This is a genomic window from Rhodococcus sp. C3V (assembly GCF_029269915.1).
Classification (GTDB): Bacteria; Actinomycetota; Actinomycetes; order Mycobacteriales; family Mycobacteriaceae; genus Rhodococcus_F; species Rhodococcus_F qingshengii.
In genome coordinates, this window is the sequence record NZ_JARJBE010000002.1 from 217,343 (window position 1) to 233,320 (window position 15,978).

Here is a 15,978-nt window from a genome sequence, read left to right on the forward strand (position 1 = left end):
ACATGACCGAAGCATTCCCTGTCTCGCATGACGATTCCCCAGTCAGCGATCAAACCGCGACGCAAAAAGTCGTTTTTGCCATGCGGTCGCCACGCCTGTGGATCGTGGTGATTCTGCTCCTCGGGCTTGCGGCAGGCGCGCAACTGGTCGGCCCCGCAGTGATTCCCGTCGGCGCTGCCGCCATCACGATCCTGCCCATGGTGTGGGGACTGATTGTCGGCGGTGTCGTCTCGAGCCAGAAGTGGAAACCACTCGGCCTCGACCTTCAGGCTGCAGCCTCGGCAATCATGGGCCTGGCTGTTCTCTTGCTTTGTGCAAGGTTGTCTTTCACCATCGGCCCGAACATCCAATTGTTGTTCGAGGCGGGCCCCGCACTGCTACTGCAGGAATTGGGGCACTTGTTCGGCACTATCGCTCTCGCACTCCCGCTGGCGGTACTCCTTCGGATGGGGCCGGCCACCGTCGGAGCAACCTTCTCCATCGACCGCGAGGGTTCCTTCGCGATGGTCAGCGAACGCTACGGCCCCGATTCCGACCAGTACCGTGGAGTCCTGTCGATGTACGTCTTCGGCACTCTATTCGGTGCCGTGCTGATCAGCCTGATTGCGTCACTGGCTACATCCTTCAACATCTTCGACCCCCTCGCGTTGGCGATGGGTGCCGGCGTCGGATCCGGCTCGATGATGGCTGCCGCTGCCGCCAGCGTCGTTTCGGCGCACCCCGAGATGGCCGACCAGGTACTCGCCGTGGCGGCCACATCCAACATCATCACCGGCCTCCTCGGCGTGTATGTCGGCATGTATGTCGCACTCCCCCTTGCTGATCGAATCTACGGCGCACTCACCAAGCGCTCGAAGACGACCAGCGAACGGAAAGCCGACACTGCCCCACGAGCGGTTGCGCCGAGCGTCACCGTGCCGCTGACCACCATCGTTCCGATTCTGTTCGTCGGTGGGGTCATCGTCTCTTCGATCGCAGCGGGTGGCGTATCTCGATCGATCATCGTCGGTTACTTGATCCTCACCGGATTGTTGCTCCTGGGCGTCGGCGTGGCCCGCCTGACCCGCGGCAAGATCGCGGCGATGATCGCCATCATCACCATCGGCGCCTTGGCGACAACACCGTGGTCCCCCATCGGTGATTTCGTCTCGAGCACCGTCGGGACTGTCGACTTTCTCTCGATCTGCACCCTCACCTTGACTGTCGCAGGTCTCAGCCTCGGCAAGGACCTTCCCTTGCTCAAGACGATCGGCTGGAAGATCGTGCCCGTCGGAATCGTCGCGATCCTCGCCTCTTACCTACTTTCCGTGGTCGTCGCGGAGTTCGCGCTGGGCCTCTGGCACTAGAACTGCACCCGAAAACGCTGAGAACCAAAGATGTTGAAAGGAACCAATACCCATGTCCATCGCTGACACCCGCACCCGCACAGACTCGGTTTCGAGCACGATCGAGAAGTGGGCATCACGCCTCATCGATGTCAGCCACACGATCCATGCTCACCCAGAGCTGGCATTCGAAGAGCATCGGGCATCCGCCCTCTTGGCGGACGCCGCACAGGAAGCCGGCTTCACGGTTACTCGCGCCGCCTACGGCCTCGAGACGGCATTCGAAGCGGTGCGGGGCTCCGGCCCCTTCCGCGTCGTCGTCTGCGCCGAGTACGACGCCCTTCCCGACATCGGTCATGCGTGTGGACACAATGTCATCGCCGCTGCCGGACTGGGAGCAGCGATCGCGCTCGGAGAGGTCGCGGAGGAACACGGTCTGACCGTCGTCCTTCTCGGTACGCCGGCCGAAGAACATGGCGGCGGGAAAGTCTTGCTGCTCGAACGTGGCGCATGGGAGGGCGCGGCGATGTCGATCATGGTCCACGGCGCTGCAGGTGAAGACGTCAGCTGCACCGTCACCGGAACGCAGGCAGTCGACCGGTTCGACGTGACCTACACCGGAAGAGCCGCACACGCGGCCGCTGCGCCACACAAGGGCATCAACGCAGGCGACGCCGCCACGATCGCCTTGGTCGCCATCGGACTTCTCCGTCAACAACTTCCGTCCGACGTCAGGCTCAACGCCTATGTCGAGCACGGCGGCGAAGCAACAAACATCATTCCGGCCTCGACGTTGGTGCGAGCGGAAGTTCGGGCCGCAGAACTCGACGTGCTGTTGGACGCCAAGCGTCGTATGCTCTCCTGCTTCGAGGGCGCAGCTGTGGCCAGCGACTGCTCCTGGTCGACCGAACGCGCCGAACCGCGCTACGAGGAGCTTGTTCAACATCGCGTGCTGGCGACGATCTGGGACGAGGAGATCGCGAGCCTGGGCCGCACCGCGGCCGCCCGAACTCCCCTGACCGGCGGCTCGACAGACATGGGCAATGTGTCGAAGGTGGTTCCCTCGATCCACCCGATGATCGCGTTACGCGGCGTTACCGGAGTTCCTCACACGATCGAGTTTGCCGCTGATGCCCGCTCCGCAGCGGGCGACGAAGCTGTTCTGCACGGAGCAATTGCAATGGCACGCACTGTGATCCGAGCCGCCACCGGGGACTCGCGCTCCAACCTCCTGACGATTGCGGCCCAGCGCGAGTCAGGAGCGACTACCGTCACGAGCGCCGAATGAGCACCACCGGCGTCTATGTTTCCGCGCTCGAATTCTTCTCCATCGGCATCGGGCCCTCCAGTTCACACACGGTCGGTCCGATGCGAGCCGCCCGCACTTTTGTCGGCGAGCTCTCCGACGCCGGCTTGACCGCGTCGGTCGACCGAATTCGCTGCAATCTGCACGGCTCTCTCGCCGCCACCGGAATAGGGCACTGCACTCCCGACGCGGTGATCGCGGGACTTCGTGGGTTGGATCCTGAAACGTGCGAGCCGAACGACGTTCACGGGCGTTGGGCCGAGCTCTCGGACGGCGGATCGGTGAAGCTCGTCGGCGGCTCACTCGGGCACGTTGTGTTCACTCACGAGGACATGGTGTTCGAGCCGCTCGTTCGCCGTCACGGGCACCCCAACTCGATGACACTGACCGCCTTCAGCGGTCGCGAAATCGTCTGTACGAGTACATATCTGTCGATCGGTGGCGGATTCGTACTGCGTGCCGGAACGGAGACGCAAGCAAGCGCGCATTCGATCAACTCACGCTATCGAACCGCGAAAGAGCTACTGGCGGAATGCGGCTCCGGAACTATCGCCGAACTGGCACTGTCGGACGAAATCGCGATACACGGCCAGGATCGGGCATTCACCGGCATCGACGCGATCTGGTCCGCGATGCGCGCATGCATCGAACGCGGCACCCAGACCGAAGGTGTATTGCCCGGGCGTCTCGGAGTTCGCCGAAGAGCACGGTCTGCGAACATTCAACTGGAACAACGTAACTGCGCACCCTCCTCACGCGAGTGGCTGACCGTCTACGCCATGGCGGTCAACGAAGAAAATGCAGCAGGTGGCCGCGTGGTAACGGCTCCGACGAACGGTGCCGCAGGCATCGTGCCGGCAGTGCTATACCACCACATACGTGCGGCGGGCGCCGGTGTTCACGACGTTCGAACCTTTCTCCTCACCGCTGCCGCAATCGGATCGATCATCAAGGCGAATGCCTCGATCTCGGGCGCGGAGGCGGGGTGCCAAGGCGAGGTCGGAGCTGCCTGCGTGATGGCGGCAGCCGGCTTGTGCGCTGTCATGGGCGGATCGCCACGACAAATCGAGAATGCCGCTGAGATTGCCATGGAACACCATCTGGGGCTGACCTGCGATCCGGTTGGTGGCCTGGTCCAAATCCCATGCATCGAACGAAATGCCGTAGCCGCCTCGACTGCAGTCACCGCAGCTCAGCTCGCATACCTCGGCGACGGGACGCATGTGGTGAGCCTCGATACCGTCATCGAAACCATGCGCCAAACCGGAAACGACATGTCCGTGCGTTACAAGGAAACCAGTGAAGGCGGGCTCGCCGTCAATGTCGTCGAGTGCTGAGGAGGATGTCGACGGCAGCGGCGAGGGCGGGCGGACGCCGTCGCCGGAAATATCATCCTCTCGAACGATGAAGTCCGGTGTACCGATTTCTACACTCGGTGACATGACTTTGTGGACGGTGACCAGATGATCGCTCATCACGCTGGAGGAATCCCACTGCACAATTCTTCACGGCACAACACTGCGGGGCCGTCGCGCTCGACGCAGTCCTCAGGTCGCAAGATCGCCGCGTTGATCGCGCTGGTCGCCGGTTTCTCCGCTGCCTTCGTTCTCGCCCCGGGCATGCTGACGAGTAGGCCGGGTGATGGGTACGCAGACCAGGGAGAACTCGTCGAGACGGTCCGCGCCGCGTTCGTCGAATACTGGAGTTCCGGTGTCCAAGCCTTCTCGCCGAGCTTGGAGTCCGCTGTCGACTACTGGCTGCGGTACCACGTGGCCAAGGCCGTGATCGCGGTAATCCTGCTGACGGTTCTGCTCGCACTCGGCCGGATGCTCAAGGCGTCGTTCGTGAACGCCGGCCCCCTGACGGCTGGAAAGAAGCTCGCATTCGTCTCGGCGGGAGGGCTGGTCACGCTCCTCGCGATGTTTTCCTCGGTACTCGTGATGGCAAATATCCAAGGTGTCGTTGCACCCTTCTCTTCGCTGATCTCGATGTTGCCCGTGGCCCAGGCGGATGGGGCACCTGGCGACACTGTCGGGCAGGTCCGCCAACAGCTCGCTCAGTCGACGGGCACCGGAAACCAGCAAAGCCCTGTCCTCGAACTGATAATCAGCGACTTCGCGCGGTATCACTTGGCCATGGCGGTGATCGCGCTGATCGCGGCAGCAATATCACTGGCCGTGACTGTGGTCGTGTGGGCACGCTTCGCGAGAACGGCGCGATCCGAGCGACGGACGAGATTCGTGTCGGGGTCGATCGGTCTTCTCGCTGCACTGTTCACGCTGGGATTGATCGTTGTCGGCGTAGCAAATATGGGCACCGCGGCAGACCCGGCACCCGCGCTGGCGGCGTTCTTCGACGGCGGACTCTGACCCAAGTCAAGGGTTCAGGCCAGGGTTCCGTAGTCCCCCGGTACCGGTTGAGGAGGTACCTGGGGACTGCGTCTGCCGTACCCGGGGTCGATGTGTGAGTGCCCTCGGGCAGGCAGAGTTCGACTCATGAAAACCGGAGCAAGACGCATCCTGCTTGTCGGCCTGTGCAGCGCCATGGTTGGAGCTGTAATCAGCTGCAGCACGGACAAATCCACAGACACATCCGACAAGATCATGGACTCGACCATCACCGACCAGCTCGATTCGATCGTCGACGCAGCGGTGAATTCGACCGGGATTCCCGGTGCGATGGTGGGCATTTGGGGGCCCGACGGCAACTACGTCAAGGTTGCAGGAGTCTCGGATACGGCAACCAAAGCGCCGATGGAAACCGACTTCTACCACCGGATCGGTAGCGTCACCAAAACATTTACCGTGACCGCCCTGCTGCAATTGGTCGACGAGGGAAAGATCGGTCTCGATGATCCGATCTCCAAGTACGTCGACGGCGTCATGGAAGGCGATGCGATCAGCCTGCGCCAGCTGGCGGGGATGCGCAGCGGCCTCGTGGCCTACACGACGTCCGAACAGTTTGTCATGGATGTTCTTTCCGACCCTCGCCGATCATTCACATCCGAAGAGCTCTTCGGATACGTCAAGGACCTCCCACTCCAAATTCGACCAGGAACCACTGTCGACTACTCGAATACCAACACCCTTCTGCTCGGCATGGTCATCGAGAAGGTCACCGGCTCAACACTGTCGGACGTCATCGACACCAAGATCACCACACCACTCGGAATGGAGCACACCAGCTTTCCCACCACCAACGCGTTCCCGAACCCCCACGCACAGGGATACACCAACCAAACACTCGACGAATCCGTGACCGCAGCAACGGACTGGAACCCGTCGTGGGGAGGCGCCGCGGGCGCAATGATCTCGTCGTTGGACGACATGCGCATCTGGGTTCCGGCCTTGGCCAAGGGCGATCTCCTCGCCGACGACACTCAGAAGCAGCGCCTGCACACCGAGCCCCTGGGCGAAGGAGACGACAACTCCGGGTACGGACTCGGATTGTTCAACAGCGGCGGCTGGATCGGTCACAACGGAAGCCTGCCCGGCTACAAGACAGTCTCGGTCTACTTGCCCGAGAAGGACACAACCCTGGTCGTCTTCATCAACACCGACATCGACGGAGAGACCGACCTGACCAGTGCTTTGATGGTGCCGATCACCAAGTTGATCAGCCCGGGCAACGTCTACGGCTGATCACCTCGGGTCCGATCCACAATTCGGACGAAAGTGACATCTCGGGTTTCGATCTGTCGATAGGCTCGACCGTCGACAGATCGAAACCCGAAAGAGGCACTCATGGGATCGTTGAACGACTGGCTTCTCGACAGCGATAGCCCGCTCGTGGGCATAGTCGGCGGCATCCTGCTGACGATCGCAATGCTCTCCGGCGGTACAGGCATGTAACCCACCGCTCCCGATATGGCTCCGCACAGCGGTGGACGTTCAGTGCGTGATCCAACGAACATGTTCGTTACGAACATGTTCGTGTACGGTGAAATCATGCCCACTCAGCCAGCAAGTCCGTCGAGCCGTCGCAATCGTCCGGCCAAACCCGCTCTGACACGCGAGGGCATCGTCAGTACCGCGGTGGAAATCTTGCGGTCGGAGGGCTTGCAGAAATTGACGATGCGTCGACTCGCCCTCGAACTCGACACCGGGCCGGCATCGATGTACGTGTACGTGCGCAATACCGCCGAATTGCACGCCGCCGTTCTGGACACACTTCTCGGAGTGGTTGACCTCGCCGAAAATTCCTCCGGCACTTGGCAAGCTCGCCTTGAACGGGTGTTGACCTCGTACACGGCCGTGCTGTTCGATCATCCCGGTCTCGCCCAGTCGGCTCTCGTTTCCCGGCCCAGCGGAGTTCACTACGTGCGCCTGCTCGAGCGCCTGCTGGCATTGCTCGACGAAGGCGAAGTCCCTCCAGGTCAGGCCGCGTGGGGCGTGGACTTGCTACTGCAGTACGCGACGTCCACTGCTGCCGAACACTCTGCGCCGAACAGTTCCGCCGACGCGGATGCCCGATGGAGCGCGTTGACCGACGCAATCCAGAACGCAAACCCGCAGACGCACCCACTCGTCGCAAGACATGCAACAGCTCTACTTGCCGGTGAACCCTCGGCGCGCCTCTCCTGGGGATTCCGCACGCTCATCACGGGCATCGAGAACACCCCACTCACTTCTTAGGAACCCACCATGAACCACTACCCCATCGCAATCATCGGCGCCGGCCTCGGTGGCCTCACCCTCGCCCGAGTCCTCCATCTCCGCGGAATCGATTCGGCGGTATTCGATCTCGAATCCGGACCGACAGCCAGAACTCAAGGCGGGATGCTCGACATCCACGAAGACTCGGGTCAGATCGCGCTTCGTGCCGCCGGCCTCTATGAGGAGTTCCGCGCCCTCGTTCATCAAGGCGGGGAAGAGACACGCGTCCTCGATCGAAATGCCGTCGTGCACCTGAGCGAGCAGGACACCGGAGACGGCGACCGCCCGGAAATCGACCGCGGCCAGCTCCGTGACCTACTGCTCAGCTCAATTCCGAAGGAAACAATCCACTGGGGAGCCAAGGTCCGCAGTGCTCATCCGTTGCCGGATGGTCGACACGAAGTTCACCTCGCGGATGGAACCCACTTCACCACCGATCTCCTGGTCGGCGCCGACGGTGCGTGGTCGAAAATCCGTCCATTGGTTTCAAACGACACTCCTGCGTACACCGGAATATCTTTCGTGGAGTTCGACCTTCACGACGCCGACAACCAGCACGTGGATGCCACTGAAACCGTCGGCGGCGGAATGATGTTCGCACTCAGTGCCGACAAGGGCTTCCTTGCCCACCGTGAGACCGACAACAGTCTGCACATCTATGCCGCCCTGCGAGTTCCCGAGAGCTGGGCAGCGAGTGTCGACTTCTCCGACGATCACATCGCGAAGAAGGTTCTGCTGGAACACTTCTCGGACTGGGACGAGTCACTGCGTTCACTGATCGTCGAAGCCGACAGCTCGCTGACCCCTCGCCCCATCCATGCCCTTCCCATCGGCCACAGTTGGAGCCGTACTCCCGGGGTCACTCTGCTCGGGGACGCGGCCCACGTCATGTCGCCGTTTGCCGGAGAGGGCGCGAACCTGGCAATGCTCGACGGCGCGGAACTCGGCCAGGCGATCGCGTCGCACAGCAGCACGGAGGAAGGGCTAGCTGTCTACGAAGAGCGCCTATTCCCACGCAGCGCCGCATCGGCACAACAGTCCGCTGATGGACTGGACATGTGCTTCGGCGAGAACGCACCCCAGGGGCTCGTGGACATGTTCACCTCACTCCCGTGACCTGACAAACTCGGATCAGGTCGTCACGTCCACGTGGGCAAGCGACGAGGACAAACCGCGATGGGCTTCAACTTGATCGAGTAGTTGGTGGGCTTTCTGCTCAACCACGGACACTGCATCGGCACCGGCGACCCAACGACGTGGGGGTAGCGGCGAATCGACAAGTGCCACAAGTGCCGCGGCAAGTTTCACCGGATCCCCGCCCTGGGCACCGTTCATACTCTTCCACGCTTCGACGGTCTCGCCAGTCCGAGCGTCGTAATCGTCTATCGACAATTCCGGCCAGACCGACGACGCACCCTCGACAAGCAGTTCGGTCCGGAAGAATCCCGGCTCCACGATCATCGTCCCGATTCCGTACGGTTCGACATCGAATTGCAATGATTCCATCCAACCCTCCAGCGCAAACTTCGACGCCGCGTAGGCTGCGCAAAACTCCTGACCAACCAGGCCCGCAAGCGAGCTGACAGTCACGACACGTCCACTCCGTTGCCTACGCATTACCGGCAACACCGCCCGTGTCACATTGATCGGCCCGAAAAAGTTGGTCTCCATCTGAGCGCGAAGTTGCGCCGGACTGACAACCTCGAAGAACCCGGCGTAGAAGTTTCCGGCGTTGTTCACCAGTACATCGATTCCACCAAATCGTGCAACTGCCGTGTCCACCGCAGCATATGCGGCTTGTTCGTCGGTGATGTCCAAGGCAATCACCAACAGGTCGTCATGCGCACCGATCGCTGCAGAAACACGGTCCGCATCACGCCCCGTTGCCACCACCGCGTGCCCGGCAGCAAGAGCAGCCTGAGCAATATCGACTCCCATCCCCCGGCCTGCGCCGGTTACGAACCAGACCTTCTTGTCACCCATGTTCACTGTCCTCCCGTTTGATGGAGTCCAGTACAGAACAAATTCCACGGGCCTGGGAGTGCCTATCGTTCCCGGTAACAGCAGACCCCCTCGACGCCCCTCCTACTCGCGAAGAGTCGTCAAGAAGGCAATACGGTCACCACGGTAGAGCGAACGAACGCGCTCGATCGGCACACCATCCGGGTCGACAGACGTCCGGTGTAATAGAAGCATCGGCATCGAGGTGGTGGACTCGACGAGGGTTGCCTCCCGCGGTGAAGCGAGCACCGTCTCGATCCGTTCGGTTGCGGAGGCAAAGACCACGCCGATGGAACGGATAGCCGCGTACAGGGACGTCGTCGCATCGAAAGCGTCGAGCATCTCACCGAACCTGCTGTCCGGCAGGAACGTTGATTCGAGTCCGATCTTCTCTCCGTCGGCGAAGAGAACACGCTCGAGGTGAACGACGCTGTCACCTGGTTCGATACCCAATTCCGTGGCGAGACCGTCGTCGGCCGACATTCGTTCGAAGGTCACAACCTTACGACTGGGTACTCGCCCAGCGCTCAGAGCACCTTCGGTATAGGAACGAATCGATAGCGGCTGAACCAACTTCGGACTCGCGACGACAGTGCCCCGCCCCCGCCGCTCGATTCGCCCTTCGACAAGAAGATCACGAAGCGCTTGACGGACCGTCTCGCGAGCGACTGTGAACCGCGCCGCCAATTCCCGCTCGGAGGGGACTGCGTCGCCCTCCTCGAGCCCACTGAGAATGGTCTCGATCTCGGTGCGCACCCGGTAGTACTTCAACTCCGGTTCGATCACGACGCTCGAGGTCCCCGGCCCGGTGGACGTCTGCTGATTCATGGCGCAAGCGTACAAGAATTCGGTCTATACCAATTGTTAACCTGGAGTTCGTCTCGATTCCCCCTATTGGTCTAGACCAAACGTCACTATCTCTACATGCGAATTTTGATTGTGGGCGGAGGGATCCTCGGAACTGCGCACGCCGACGAGGCAATCCGTCGGGGACACGACGTCATCCATCTCGAACGTGAGCCCGAAGCCCGCGGTGCCACGGTACGGAACTTCGGCCTCGTCTGGGTATCCGGGCGAGCCCCGCACGAACTCGAAGCTGCGCTGCGCTCGCGCGAACTGTGGGCAGACCTTGCCGCCCGTGTCCCCGGCGTCGGATACCGCCCAGCCGGCTCCATCACCCTCATGCGCACCGAGGAGGAGGTCGCGGTCGCGCAGGAAGCGTTCTCTCGGCCGGACGCCGACAACCGAGGGTTCGCGCTTCTGGATCCCGACGCCGTTCGCGTCGTCAACCCCGCGCTCCGGGGCAAGTTTCTCGGCGGACTGCACTGCACGCTGGACGCCGCTGTCGAGTCACGGCAAGCGCTCCCCGCCATCCGTTCTTACCTCGAATCCACCGGCCGTTACACTTTCCACGCCGGAACGGAAGCCCGCGAGATCACGACGACCACCTCCGGCGCACACATCCGCGACGACCACGGTCGCAGCTTCGACGCCGATCTCGTGATCGTCTGCCCCGGAGCAACACTCGGCGGATTGGCTCGCGATCTCGCCGGCGATCTCCCGTTGCGCCGTGTGCGCCTGCAGATGATGCAGAGCGCCCCACTCGGCGAAAAGCTCACCACCGCAATCGCTGACGGTGACAGCTTCCGCTACTACCCCGGTTTCGCCGGATCTGCCCTCGATCACCTCCGCACAGTGCAGCCGCAGGAACCGACTGCCGAGGAACACCGCATGCAACTCCTGTGCGTGCAGCGCTTGCACGGCGGGCTGACCATCGGCGACACCCACGAATACGAGGAACCCTTCGACTTCGATGTCGACGAGGCGCCCTATCGCCATCTGTCCGGAGTCGTGGAAACACTTCTGGGACGCGATCTTCCGCCAATCGTCAAGCGTTGGGCGGGCGTCTACAGCCAGTGCATCGACCCCTCACAACTTGTTCACCGCGCACAAGCCGCCGACAACGTCTGGGTGGTTGCCGGCCCCGGTGGCCGCGGTATGACGCTCGGCCCGGCACTGGCGGAACAAACCGCCGACCAGCTCGGTCTCTGAATCTCTCCGACAAGAAAGACTTCTCATGTCTCCGATCACCCTTGCCGTTCTCGACATGGCCGGCACCACCGTCGCCGACGACGGACTGGTTCTTCGCGCCTTCGCTGCCGCCGCTGAAGCCGGCGGACTGCCCGCCGAAGGCCCGGAAGCCGACGCCGCTCGCCAGTACGTCCTCGACACGATGGGCCAGTCGAAGATCGTCGTGTTCCGGGCGATCTTCGGTGACGAAGACCGCGCCCAGGCCGCGAACGCGGCCTTCGAAACCACGTACGACTCCCTCATCGACCAGGGCCTGGCCGAGCCTATCCCCGGCGCCGAGAAAGCCATCACCACTTTGCGCGAGGCCGGCATCAAAGTTGCCTTGACCACCGGGTTCAGCCGATCGACGCAGGACAAACTCCTCGTCGCGCTCGGCTGGGAAACCCTCGCCGATCTCACCCTCTCCCCCGCCGAGGCCGGTCGCGGTCGCCCGTACCCGGACCTGATTCTGACTGCCCTGCTCAAACTTTCGATCGACGACGTCCACCAGATCGCCGTACTCGGCGACACGTCCAACGACGTGCTCAGCGGCATTCGTTCCGGCGCATCCATCGTCGCCGGAACTCTGACCGGCGCACACGACGAGCAACAGCTTCGCGACGCCGGAGCCACCCACATCGTCCCGTCAGTGACGGAGTTCGCCGAACTCCTCACCCACTCCTGATCTCACCTCCGAAAAAGGAATCGTCATGCGTCTACGCCCGAGCATCGCTGCGGCCGCTCTCGCCGTGTCCGTCCTTTCGTTCACCACTGCCTGCGGTGGCACCGGCACTGCTGCCGGATCAGACACCGAGACCGTCACCGTATACAGCGCCGACGGCCTGTCCGGTTGGTACAAGGGAAGATTCGATGCCTTCACCGCGCAGACCGGTATCGCCGTCAACCTCGTGGAAGCCGGATCCGGCGAGGTCGTCTCCCGCGTCGAAAAGGAGCAGTCCAACCCACAGGCAGACGTGATCATCACGCTGCCCCCGTTCATCCAGAAGGCCGACGCCCAAGGTCTGCTCGAGCCCAGCGGAATCGACACCTCCGCCGTTCCTGCCGACGAGAAGGACGACGCCGGCAAGTACGTACCCGTCGTCGAGAATTACCTCTCGTTCATCGCCAATCCGACTGCATCACCCGCCCCACAATCTTGGGACGATCTGCTCACTGACCAGTTCAAGGGCAAGTTGCAGTACTCCACGCCCGGCCAGGCCGGCGACGGCACCGCGGTGCTCTTGCTGCTCCAGCACCTGATGGGTAAGGAAGGAGCACTCGACTACCTCGGAAAGCTCCAGGCCAACAATGTCGGGCCGTCGTCCTCCACCGGAAAGCTCCAGCCCAAGGTCAGTAACGGAGAGCTGCTGGTCGCCAACGGTGACGTCCAGATGAACCTCGCCTCCATCGCCGACGACGGATCGAAGTTCGACATCTTCTTCCCCGCTGGAGCCGACGGCACTCGCACCACCATTGCACTGCCCTACGTGATGGGCCTCGCCAAGAGCGCACCGAGCAGCGAACAAGCCAAGAAGTTGATGGAGTTCCTGCTCTCCGAAGAATCCCAGAAGACCGTCGCCACCGATGCACTCGGCGTATCGGTCCGCGAGGACGTCCGAAGCGCTGCCGGTGAATCCACCGACAAGAACACGCCTTCCGGAGTTCTGCAGGGCGTCAACGTGTGGACCCCGAACTGGAACGACGTCCTCAGCTCGCTCGACGCCGACATCGCCGCTTACCAGAAAGCCACCGGGAGCTGATCATGGCAAGAACCAGACTGGGGCGGACGCTCCCCGAGACCGTCGGTGTTCACGGAGCGATCGAACATTCTGCTCCGGCCATCACCTTCGATCGCGTCAACGTCGCCTACGGCCGCGGGAAGACCGCAACCCATGCACTCGTCGATTTCAATCTGCGAGTGGCACCCGGTGAAACTGTGGCACTGCTGGGGCCCAGTGGATCCGGCAAGTCGACCGCCCTGAAGGCCCTCGCGGGATTTGTCCGCCCCACGTCCGGTTCCGTCAAGCTCGGCACCCGAGACATCACCAATCTGCCTCCCGCACAACGCGGTATCGGCGTCGTCGTTCAGTCGTACGCTCTCTTCCCGCACATGCGAGTATCCGAAAACGTAGCCTTCGGACTCCGAGCCCATCGCGTGCCGCGGTCGGAGATCGGCACTCGCGTGGCCGAAGCCCTGGACATGGTCGGGATGTCGGCGTACGGAAAGCGGCTTCCCCGTGAACTTTCCGGCGGTCAACAGCAGCGAATCGCCATTGCCCGAGCGTTGGCAATTCGCCCTGGAGTACTCCTCCTCGACGAACCGTTGGCCGCCCTGGATGCTCAACTTCGCGAGAGCATGCTCGGCGAACTGGCGAGACTGCGCGCAGCACTACCTGACACAGCCATGCTCTATGTGACGCACGATCAGAGTGAAGCCCTGGCGCTCGCAGACCGAATCGCAGTGATGCGCAACGCCAGACTCGCGGACATCGACACCGCTGAGGCCTTGTGGAAACGTCCGCCGTCCAGCTTCACCGCGGCGTTCCTCGGGGGTGCCAACCTGCTGCCCTGCACCGTCACACGCGTCATCGGCACCTCCGCGCTGGTCTCGATCGGTGGCACGCCGTTCACTGCTCACGCCCCGCAGCCCGAGATCGGGCACATCGAATGGGAGTCCGACATGGACGCCTACCTGTGTGTTCGTCCACACGCGGTAGCCGTAACCGGCCTCGGCGCACGAGGATCATTCCCGGCGCGCATCGTCTCGAGCGTCTGGCGCGGTTCCACGACGCGTCTGACGCTGGCTGTACGTGGCCTCGACGATGTCCGCGTCGACGCGGATGTTCCAGGGCACGACGAACGACCGGTCGACACCGAAGTGGGCGTCGTCCTGCCCACGGACGGCAGTGTCCTGGTTCCGGCGGATCGCCACCCATGACGACAACCCTGGAACGCCCCGAAACCGCTGCGCCCCAGCACAAAGACCCGATCGCGTGGCGCCGGATCGGCTGGACGCTGCCACCACTGCTTCTTGTCCTCGTGTTTGCTGTCTATCCCACTGCGCGTGTCCTCACGGAATCTCTGAGCACCGCAGATGGCACCGGGTTGTCCACGTGGTCTTCGGTGCTCGGTTCGGAACTGTTCAGAACCGCGCTCTGGCGGACCATCCAAATCGCCGTGGCGTCGACCCTGGGTTGCCTGATCCTGGGAACCTTCCTCGCCTTGGTGCTGGCCTTCGTTCCGTTCGCCGGATCCAAGGTGGTGGGGCGATTGATCGACACGGTGCTCGCCCTGCCGTCTTTCCTGATCACGCTGGCGTTCACGTTCCTGTACGGGACAGCCGGCGCCGTCAACGCCTTGATCGTCCGCATCACCGGCGATGCGAGCGGCCCACTGAATTTCCTCAACACTCCGTTCGGTGTGATCGCGGCCGAAATCACTTTCTTCACCCCCTTTGTCGTGCGTCCGCTATTAGCAGCGTTCACCCAGATTCCGCGTGAACAACTCGACGTGGCAGCCAGTCTCGGTGCGTCACCCGTCCGAGTTCTGCGGCAGGTGGTGATGCCGGAAGCGTGGCCGGCCCTCCTGGCCGGTGGATCGCTCGTACTTCTGATGACACTGAATGAATTCGGCATCGTGCTCTTCACCGGGGCTAAAGACGTCGTAACTCTTCCGGTCCTCATCTACACCCGCGGCATTGTCACCTTCGACTTGCCCGGCGCAGCAGTGATCGCGACGGTCCAGGTCGCACTCTCACTCGGCCTGTACTGCCTCTACCGATTCACCTTCAACAGATTGATGGGAGGCAGCCGTGCTGCTGTGGACACGAAGCTCTAGGGCCCTCGTACTCGGATTCTTCACCCTGGTCGTCGCGGTGGTTTTTGTCGCGCCCATCGCCACCGTCGTCGCGGCTGCCTTGGCCGGATCGTGGACCGGTCCACTCCCGTCGAATCTCGGCGGCAAGAACTTCTCCACGGCGCTGTCCGACGAGAACTTCGCCAGCCTGATCGTCAGTTTGCAGACTGCATTCATCGCGGGGGCATTGGCTTTGATCGTCGGAACGTGGGCCGCGCTGGCCTCGCGTGAGGCACCGATGTGGCTGCGGCGCATCACCGATGCCGTATTCCATTTACCGATTGCGGTTCCGTCGGTCGCGATCGGCTTGGGTCTGCTCATCACTTTCAACGAGCGCCCGCTACTGCTCGGCGGCACCAAGTGGATCGTGATTCTCGCTCACACGGTTTTGGTGCTTGCCTTTGCCTTCAGTTCCGTATCGGCCGCGCTCGAACGGCTCGATCCCGCCTACCGTCAAGCTGCCGAATCACTCGGCGCCGGCCCGGTGCGGGTGCTGACACGGGTAACGCTACCGCTGCTGCTCCCAGCGTTGGGTGCGGCCGCCGGGCTTTCCATCGCACTGTCGATGGGTGAGCTGGGCGCAACGGTCATGGTCTACCCGGCGACATGGAAGACCTTGCCGGTCAGCATCTTCGGACTCACCGACCGTGGCCAGGTATTTCTTGCCGCAGCAAATACGACACTGCTGCTTGCAGTCACCCTGGTCGCCCTCATGGTGGTCGGCAGAATTCGTCGGCGCTGACCTTGCTGTGCGCCTTTATTAACC

Annotated in this window: 15 protein-coding genes; 13 read left to right on the top strand and 2 right to left on the bottom strand. The window is 62.5% G+C overall.

Features of this window, described 5'->3' with window-relative positions; translation table 11 throughout:
- The first annotated feature begins 80 nt into the window (after nt 1-80).
- From P3G66_RS06005 to P3G66_RS06035, 7 genes are all read left to right on the top strand, one after another.
- Nucleotides 81-1,346 carry a DUF3100 domain-containing protein gene (locus P3G66_RS06005; protein ID WP_276116310.1) on the top strand — a complete coding sequence of 422 codons (1,266 nt, stop codon included), beginning with the start codon at nt 81-83 and terminating at the stop codon, nt 1,344-1,346.
- Between the two features lie 52 nt (nt 1,347-1,398).
- On the top strand, nt 1,399-2,613 hold the full coding sequence (locus P3G66_RS06010) for an amidohydrolase (RefSeq protein WP_047271326.1): 1,215 nt from the start codon (nt 1,399-1,401) through the stop codon (nt 2,611-2,613).
- Complete coding sequence (locus P3G66_RS06015; protein ID WP_276116311.1) at nt 2,610-3,968, top strand: L-serine ammonia-lyase; 1,359 nt, start codon at nt 2,610-2,612, stop codon at nt 3,966-3,968. Before P3G66_RS06010 ends, P3G66_RS06015 begins: the two co-directional genes overlap by 4 nt.
- A gap of 126 nt (nt 3,969-4,094) precedes the next feature.
- Nucleotides 4,095-5,000, top strand: coding sequence for a hypothetical protein (locus P3G66_RS06020; protein ID WP_207623864.1), 906 nt, complete (start codon nt 4,095-4,097; stop codon nt 4,998-5,000).
- Between the two features lie 126 nt (nt 5,001-5,126).
- A complete protein-coding gene (locus tag P3G66_RS06025; RefSeq protein WP_047271320.1) occupies nt 5,127-6,272 on the top strand; it encodes a serine hydrolase domain-containing protein in 1,146 nt (381 codons plus the stop codon).
- Nucleotides 6,273-6,578: 306 nt separating this feature from the next.
- Nucleotides 6,579-7,265 (top strand): TetR/AcrR family transcriptional regulator C-terminal domain-containing protein, encoded by a 687-nt coding sequence (locus tag P3G66_RS06030; protein ID WP_276116312.1) that lies wholly within the window; start codon nt 6,579-6,581, stop codon nt 7,263-7,265.
- Between the two features lie 9 nt (nt 7,266-7,274).
- Entirely contained in the window at nt 7,275-8,402 is a 1,128-nt protein-coding gene (locus P3G66_RS06035; protein ID WP_228402198.1) for an NAD(P)/FAD-dependent oxidoreductase, read from the top strand.
- A gap of 15 nt (nt 8,403-8,417) precedes the next feature.
- On the opposite strand, the gene P3G66_RS06040 is transcribed toward P3G66_RS06035, so the two are convergent.
- Both P3G66_RS06040 and P3G66_RS06045 read right to left on the bottom strand, forming a co-directional pair.
- The gene (locus P3G66_RS06040; RefSeq protein WP_058226315.1) at nt 8,418-9,269 is read right to left on the bottom strand and encodes an SDR family oxidoreductase; all 852 of its coding nucleotides are present in this window, start codon (nt 9,267-9,269) and stop codon (nt 8,418-8,420) included.
- Between the two features lie 102 nt (nt 9,270-9,371).
- Nucleotides 9,372-10,115 (bottom strand): GntR family transcriptional regulator, encoded by a 744-nt coding sequence (locus P3G66_RS06045; protein WP_007734901.1) that lies wholly within the window; start codon nt 10,113-10,115, stop codon nt 9,372-9,374.
- Between the two features lie 96 nt (nt 10,116-10,211).
- On the opposite strand from P3G66_RS06045, the gene P3G66_RS06050 reads away from it, so the two are divergent.
- From P3G66_RS06050 to P3G66_RS06075, 6 genes are read left to right on the top strand one after another with little or no spacing between them, the layout of a single operon-like run.
- Entirely contained in the window at nt 10,212-11,339 is a 1,128-nt protein-coding gene (locus P3G66_RS06050; protein WP_007734899.1) for a TIGR03364 family FAD-dependent oxidoreductase, read from the top strand.
- A gap of 25 nt (nt 11,340-11,364) precedes the next feature.
- Nucleotides 11,365-12,042 carry a phosphonatase-like hydrolase gene (locus tag P3G66_RS06055; protein ID WP_020907384.1) on the top strand — a complete coding sequence of 226 codons (678 nt, stop codon included), beginning with the start codon at nt 11,365-11,367 and terminating at the stop codon, nt 12,040-12,042.
- A gap of 25 nt (nt 12,043-12,067) precedes the next feature.
- The gene (locus P3G66_RS06060; protein ID WP_003942754.1) at nt 12,068-13,117 is read left to right on the top strand and encodes a 2-aminoethylphosphonate ABC transporter substrate-binding protein; all 1,050 of its coding nucleotides are present in this window, start codon (nt 12,068-12,070) and stop codon (nt 13,115-13,117) included.
- 2 nt (nt 13,118-13,119) lie between these two features.
- Entirely contained in the window at nt 13,120-14,295 is a 1,176-nt protein-coding gene (locus P3G66_RS06065; protein WP_211920365.1) for an ABC transporter ATP-binding protein, read from the top strand.
- Nucleotides 14,292-15,194, top strand: coding sequence for a 2-aminoethylphosphonate ABC transporter permease subunit (locus P3G66_RS06070; protein ID WP_042450795.1), 903 nt, complete (start codon nt 14,292-14,294; stop codon nt 15,192-15,194). The genes P3G66_RS06065 and P3G66_RS06070 overlap by 4 nt, the downstream gene beginning before the upstream one ends.
- Nucleotides 15,169-15,954 (top strand): ABC transporter permease subunit, encoded by a 786-nt coding sequence (locus P3G66_RS06075; protein WP_003942733.1) that lies wholly within the window; start codon nt 15,169-15,171, stop codon nt 15,952-15,954. The genes P3G66_RS06070 and P3G66_RS06075 overlap by 26 nt, the downstream gene beginning before the upstream one ends.
- Nucleotides 15,955-15,978 lie beyond the last annotated feature (24 nt).

Bases quoted from the DNA above. Each gene is read 5' to 3' on its own strand.
- P3G66_RS06005 (WP_276116310.1), top strand. From the start codon at position 81: ATGCGGTCGCCACGCCTGTGGATCGTGGTGATTCTGCTCCTCGGGCTT.
- P3G66_RS06010 (WP_047271326.1), top strand. From the start codon at position 1,399: ATGTCCATCGCTGACACCCGCACCCGCACAGACTCGGTTTCGAGCACG.
- P3G66_RS06015 (WP_276116311.1), top strand. From the start codon at position 2,610: ATGAGCACCACCGGCGTCTATGTTTCCGCGCTCGAATTCTTCTCCATC.
- P3G66_RS06020 (WP_207623864.1), top strand. From the start codon at position 4,095: ATGATCGCTCATCACGCTGGAGGAATCCCACTGCACAATTCTTCACGG.
- P3G66_RS06025 (WP_047271320.1), top strand. From the start codon at position 5,127: ATGAAAACCGGAGCAAGACGCATCCTGCTTGTCGGCCTGTGCAGCGCC.
- P3G66_RS06030 (WP_276116312.1), top strand. From the start codon at position 6,579: ATGCCCACTCAGCCAGCAAGTCCGTCGAGCCGTCGCAATCGTCCGGCC.
- P3G66_RS06035 (WP_228402198.1), top strand. From the start codon at position 7,275: ATGAACCACTACCCCATCGCAATCATCGGCGCCGGCCTCGGTGGCCTC.
- P3G66_RS06040 (WP_058226315.1), bottom strand. From the start codon at position 9,269: ATGGGTGACAAGAAGGTCTGGTTCGTAACCGGCGCAGGCCGGGGGATG.
- P3G66_RS06045 (WP_007734901.1), bottom strand. From the start codon at position 10,115: ATGAATCAGCAGACGTCCACCGGGCCGGGGACCTCGAGCGTCGTGATC.
- P3G66_RS06050 (WP_007734899.1), top strand. From the start codon at position 10,212: ATGCGAATTTTGATTGTGGGCGGAGGGATCCTCGGAACTGCGCACGCC.
- P3G66_RS06055 (WP_020907384.1), top strand. From the start codon at position 11,365: ATGTCTCCGATCACCCTTGCCGTTCTCGACATGGCCGGCACCACCGTC.
- P3G66_RS06060 (WP_003942754.1), top strand. From the start codon at position 12,068: ATGCGTCTACGCCCGAGCATCGCTGCGGCCGCTCTCGCCGTGTCCGTC.
- P3G66_RS06065 (WP_211920365.1), top strand. From the start codon at position 13,120: ATGGCAAGAACCAGACTGGGGCGGACGCTCCCCGAGACCGTCGGTGTT.
- P3G66_RS06070 (WP_042450795.1), top strand. From the start codon at position 14,292: ATGACGACAACCCTGGAACGCCCCGAAACCGCTGCGCCCCAGCACAAA.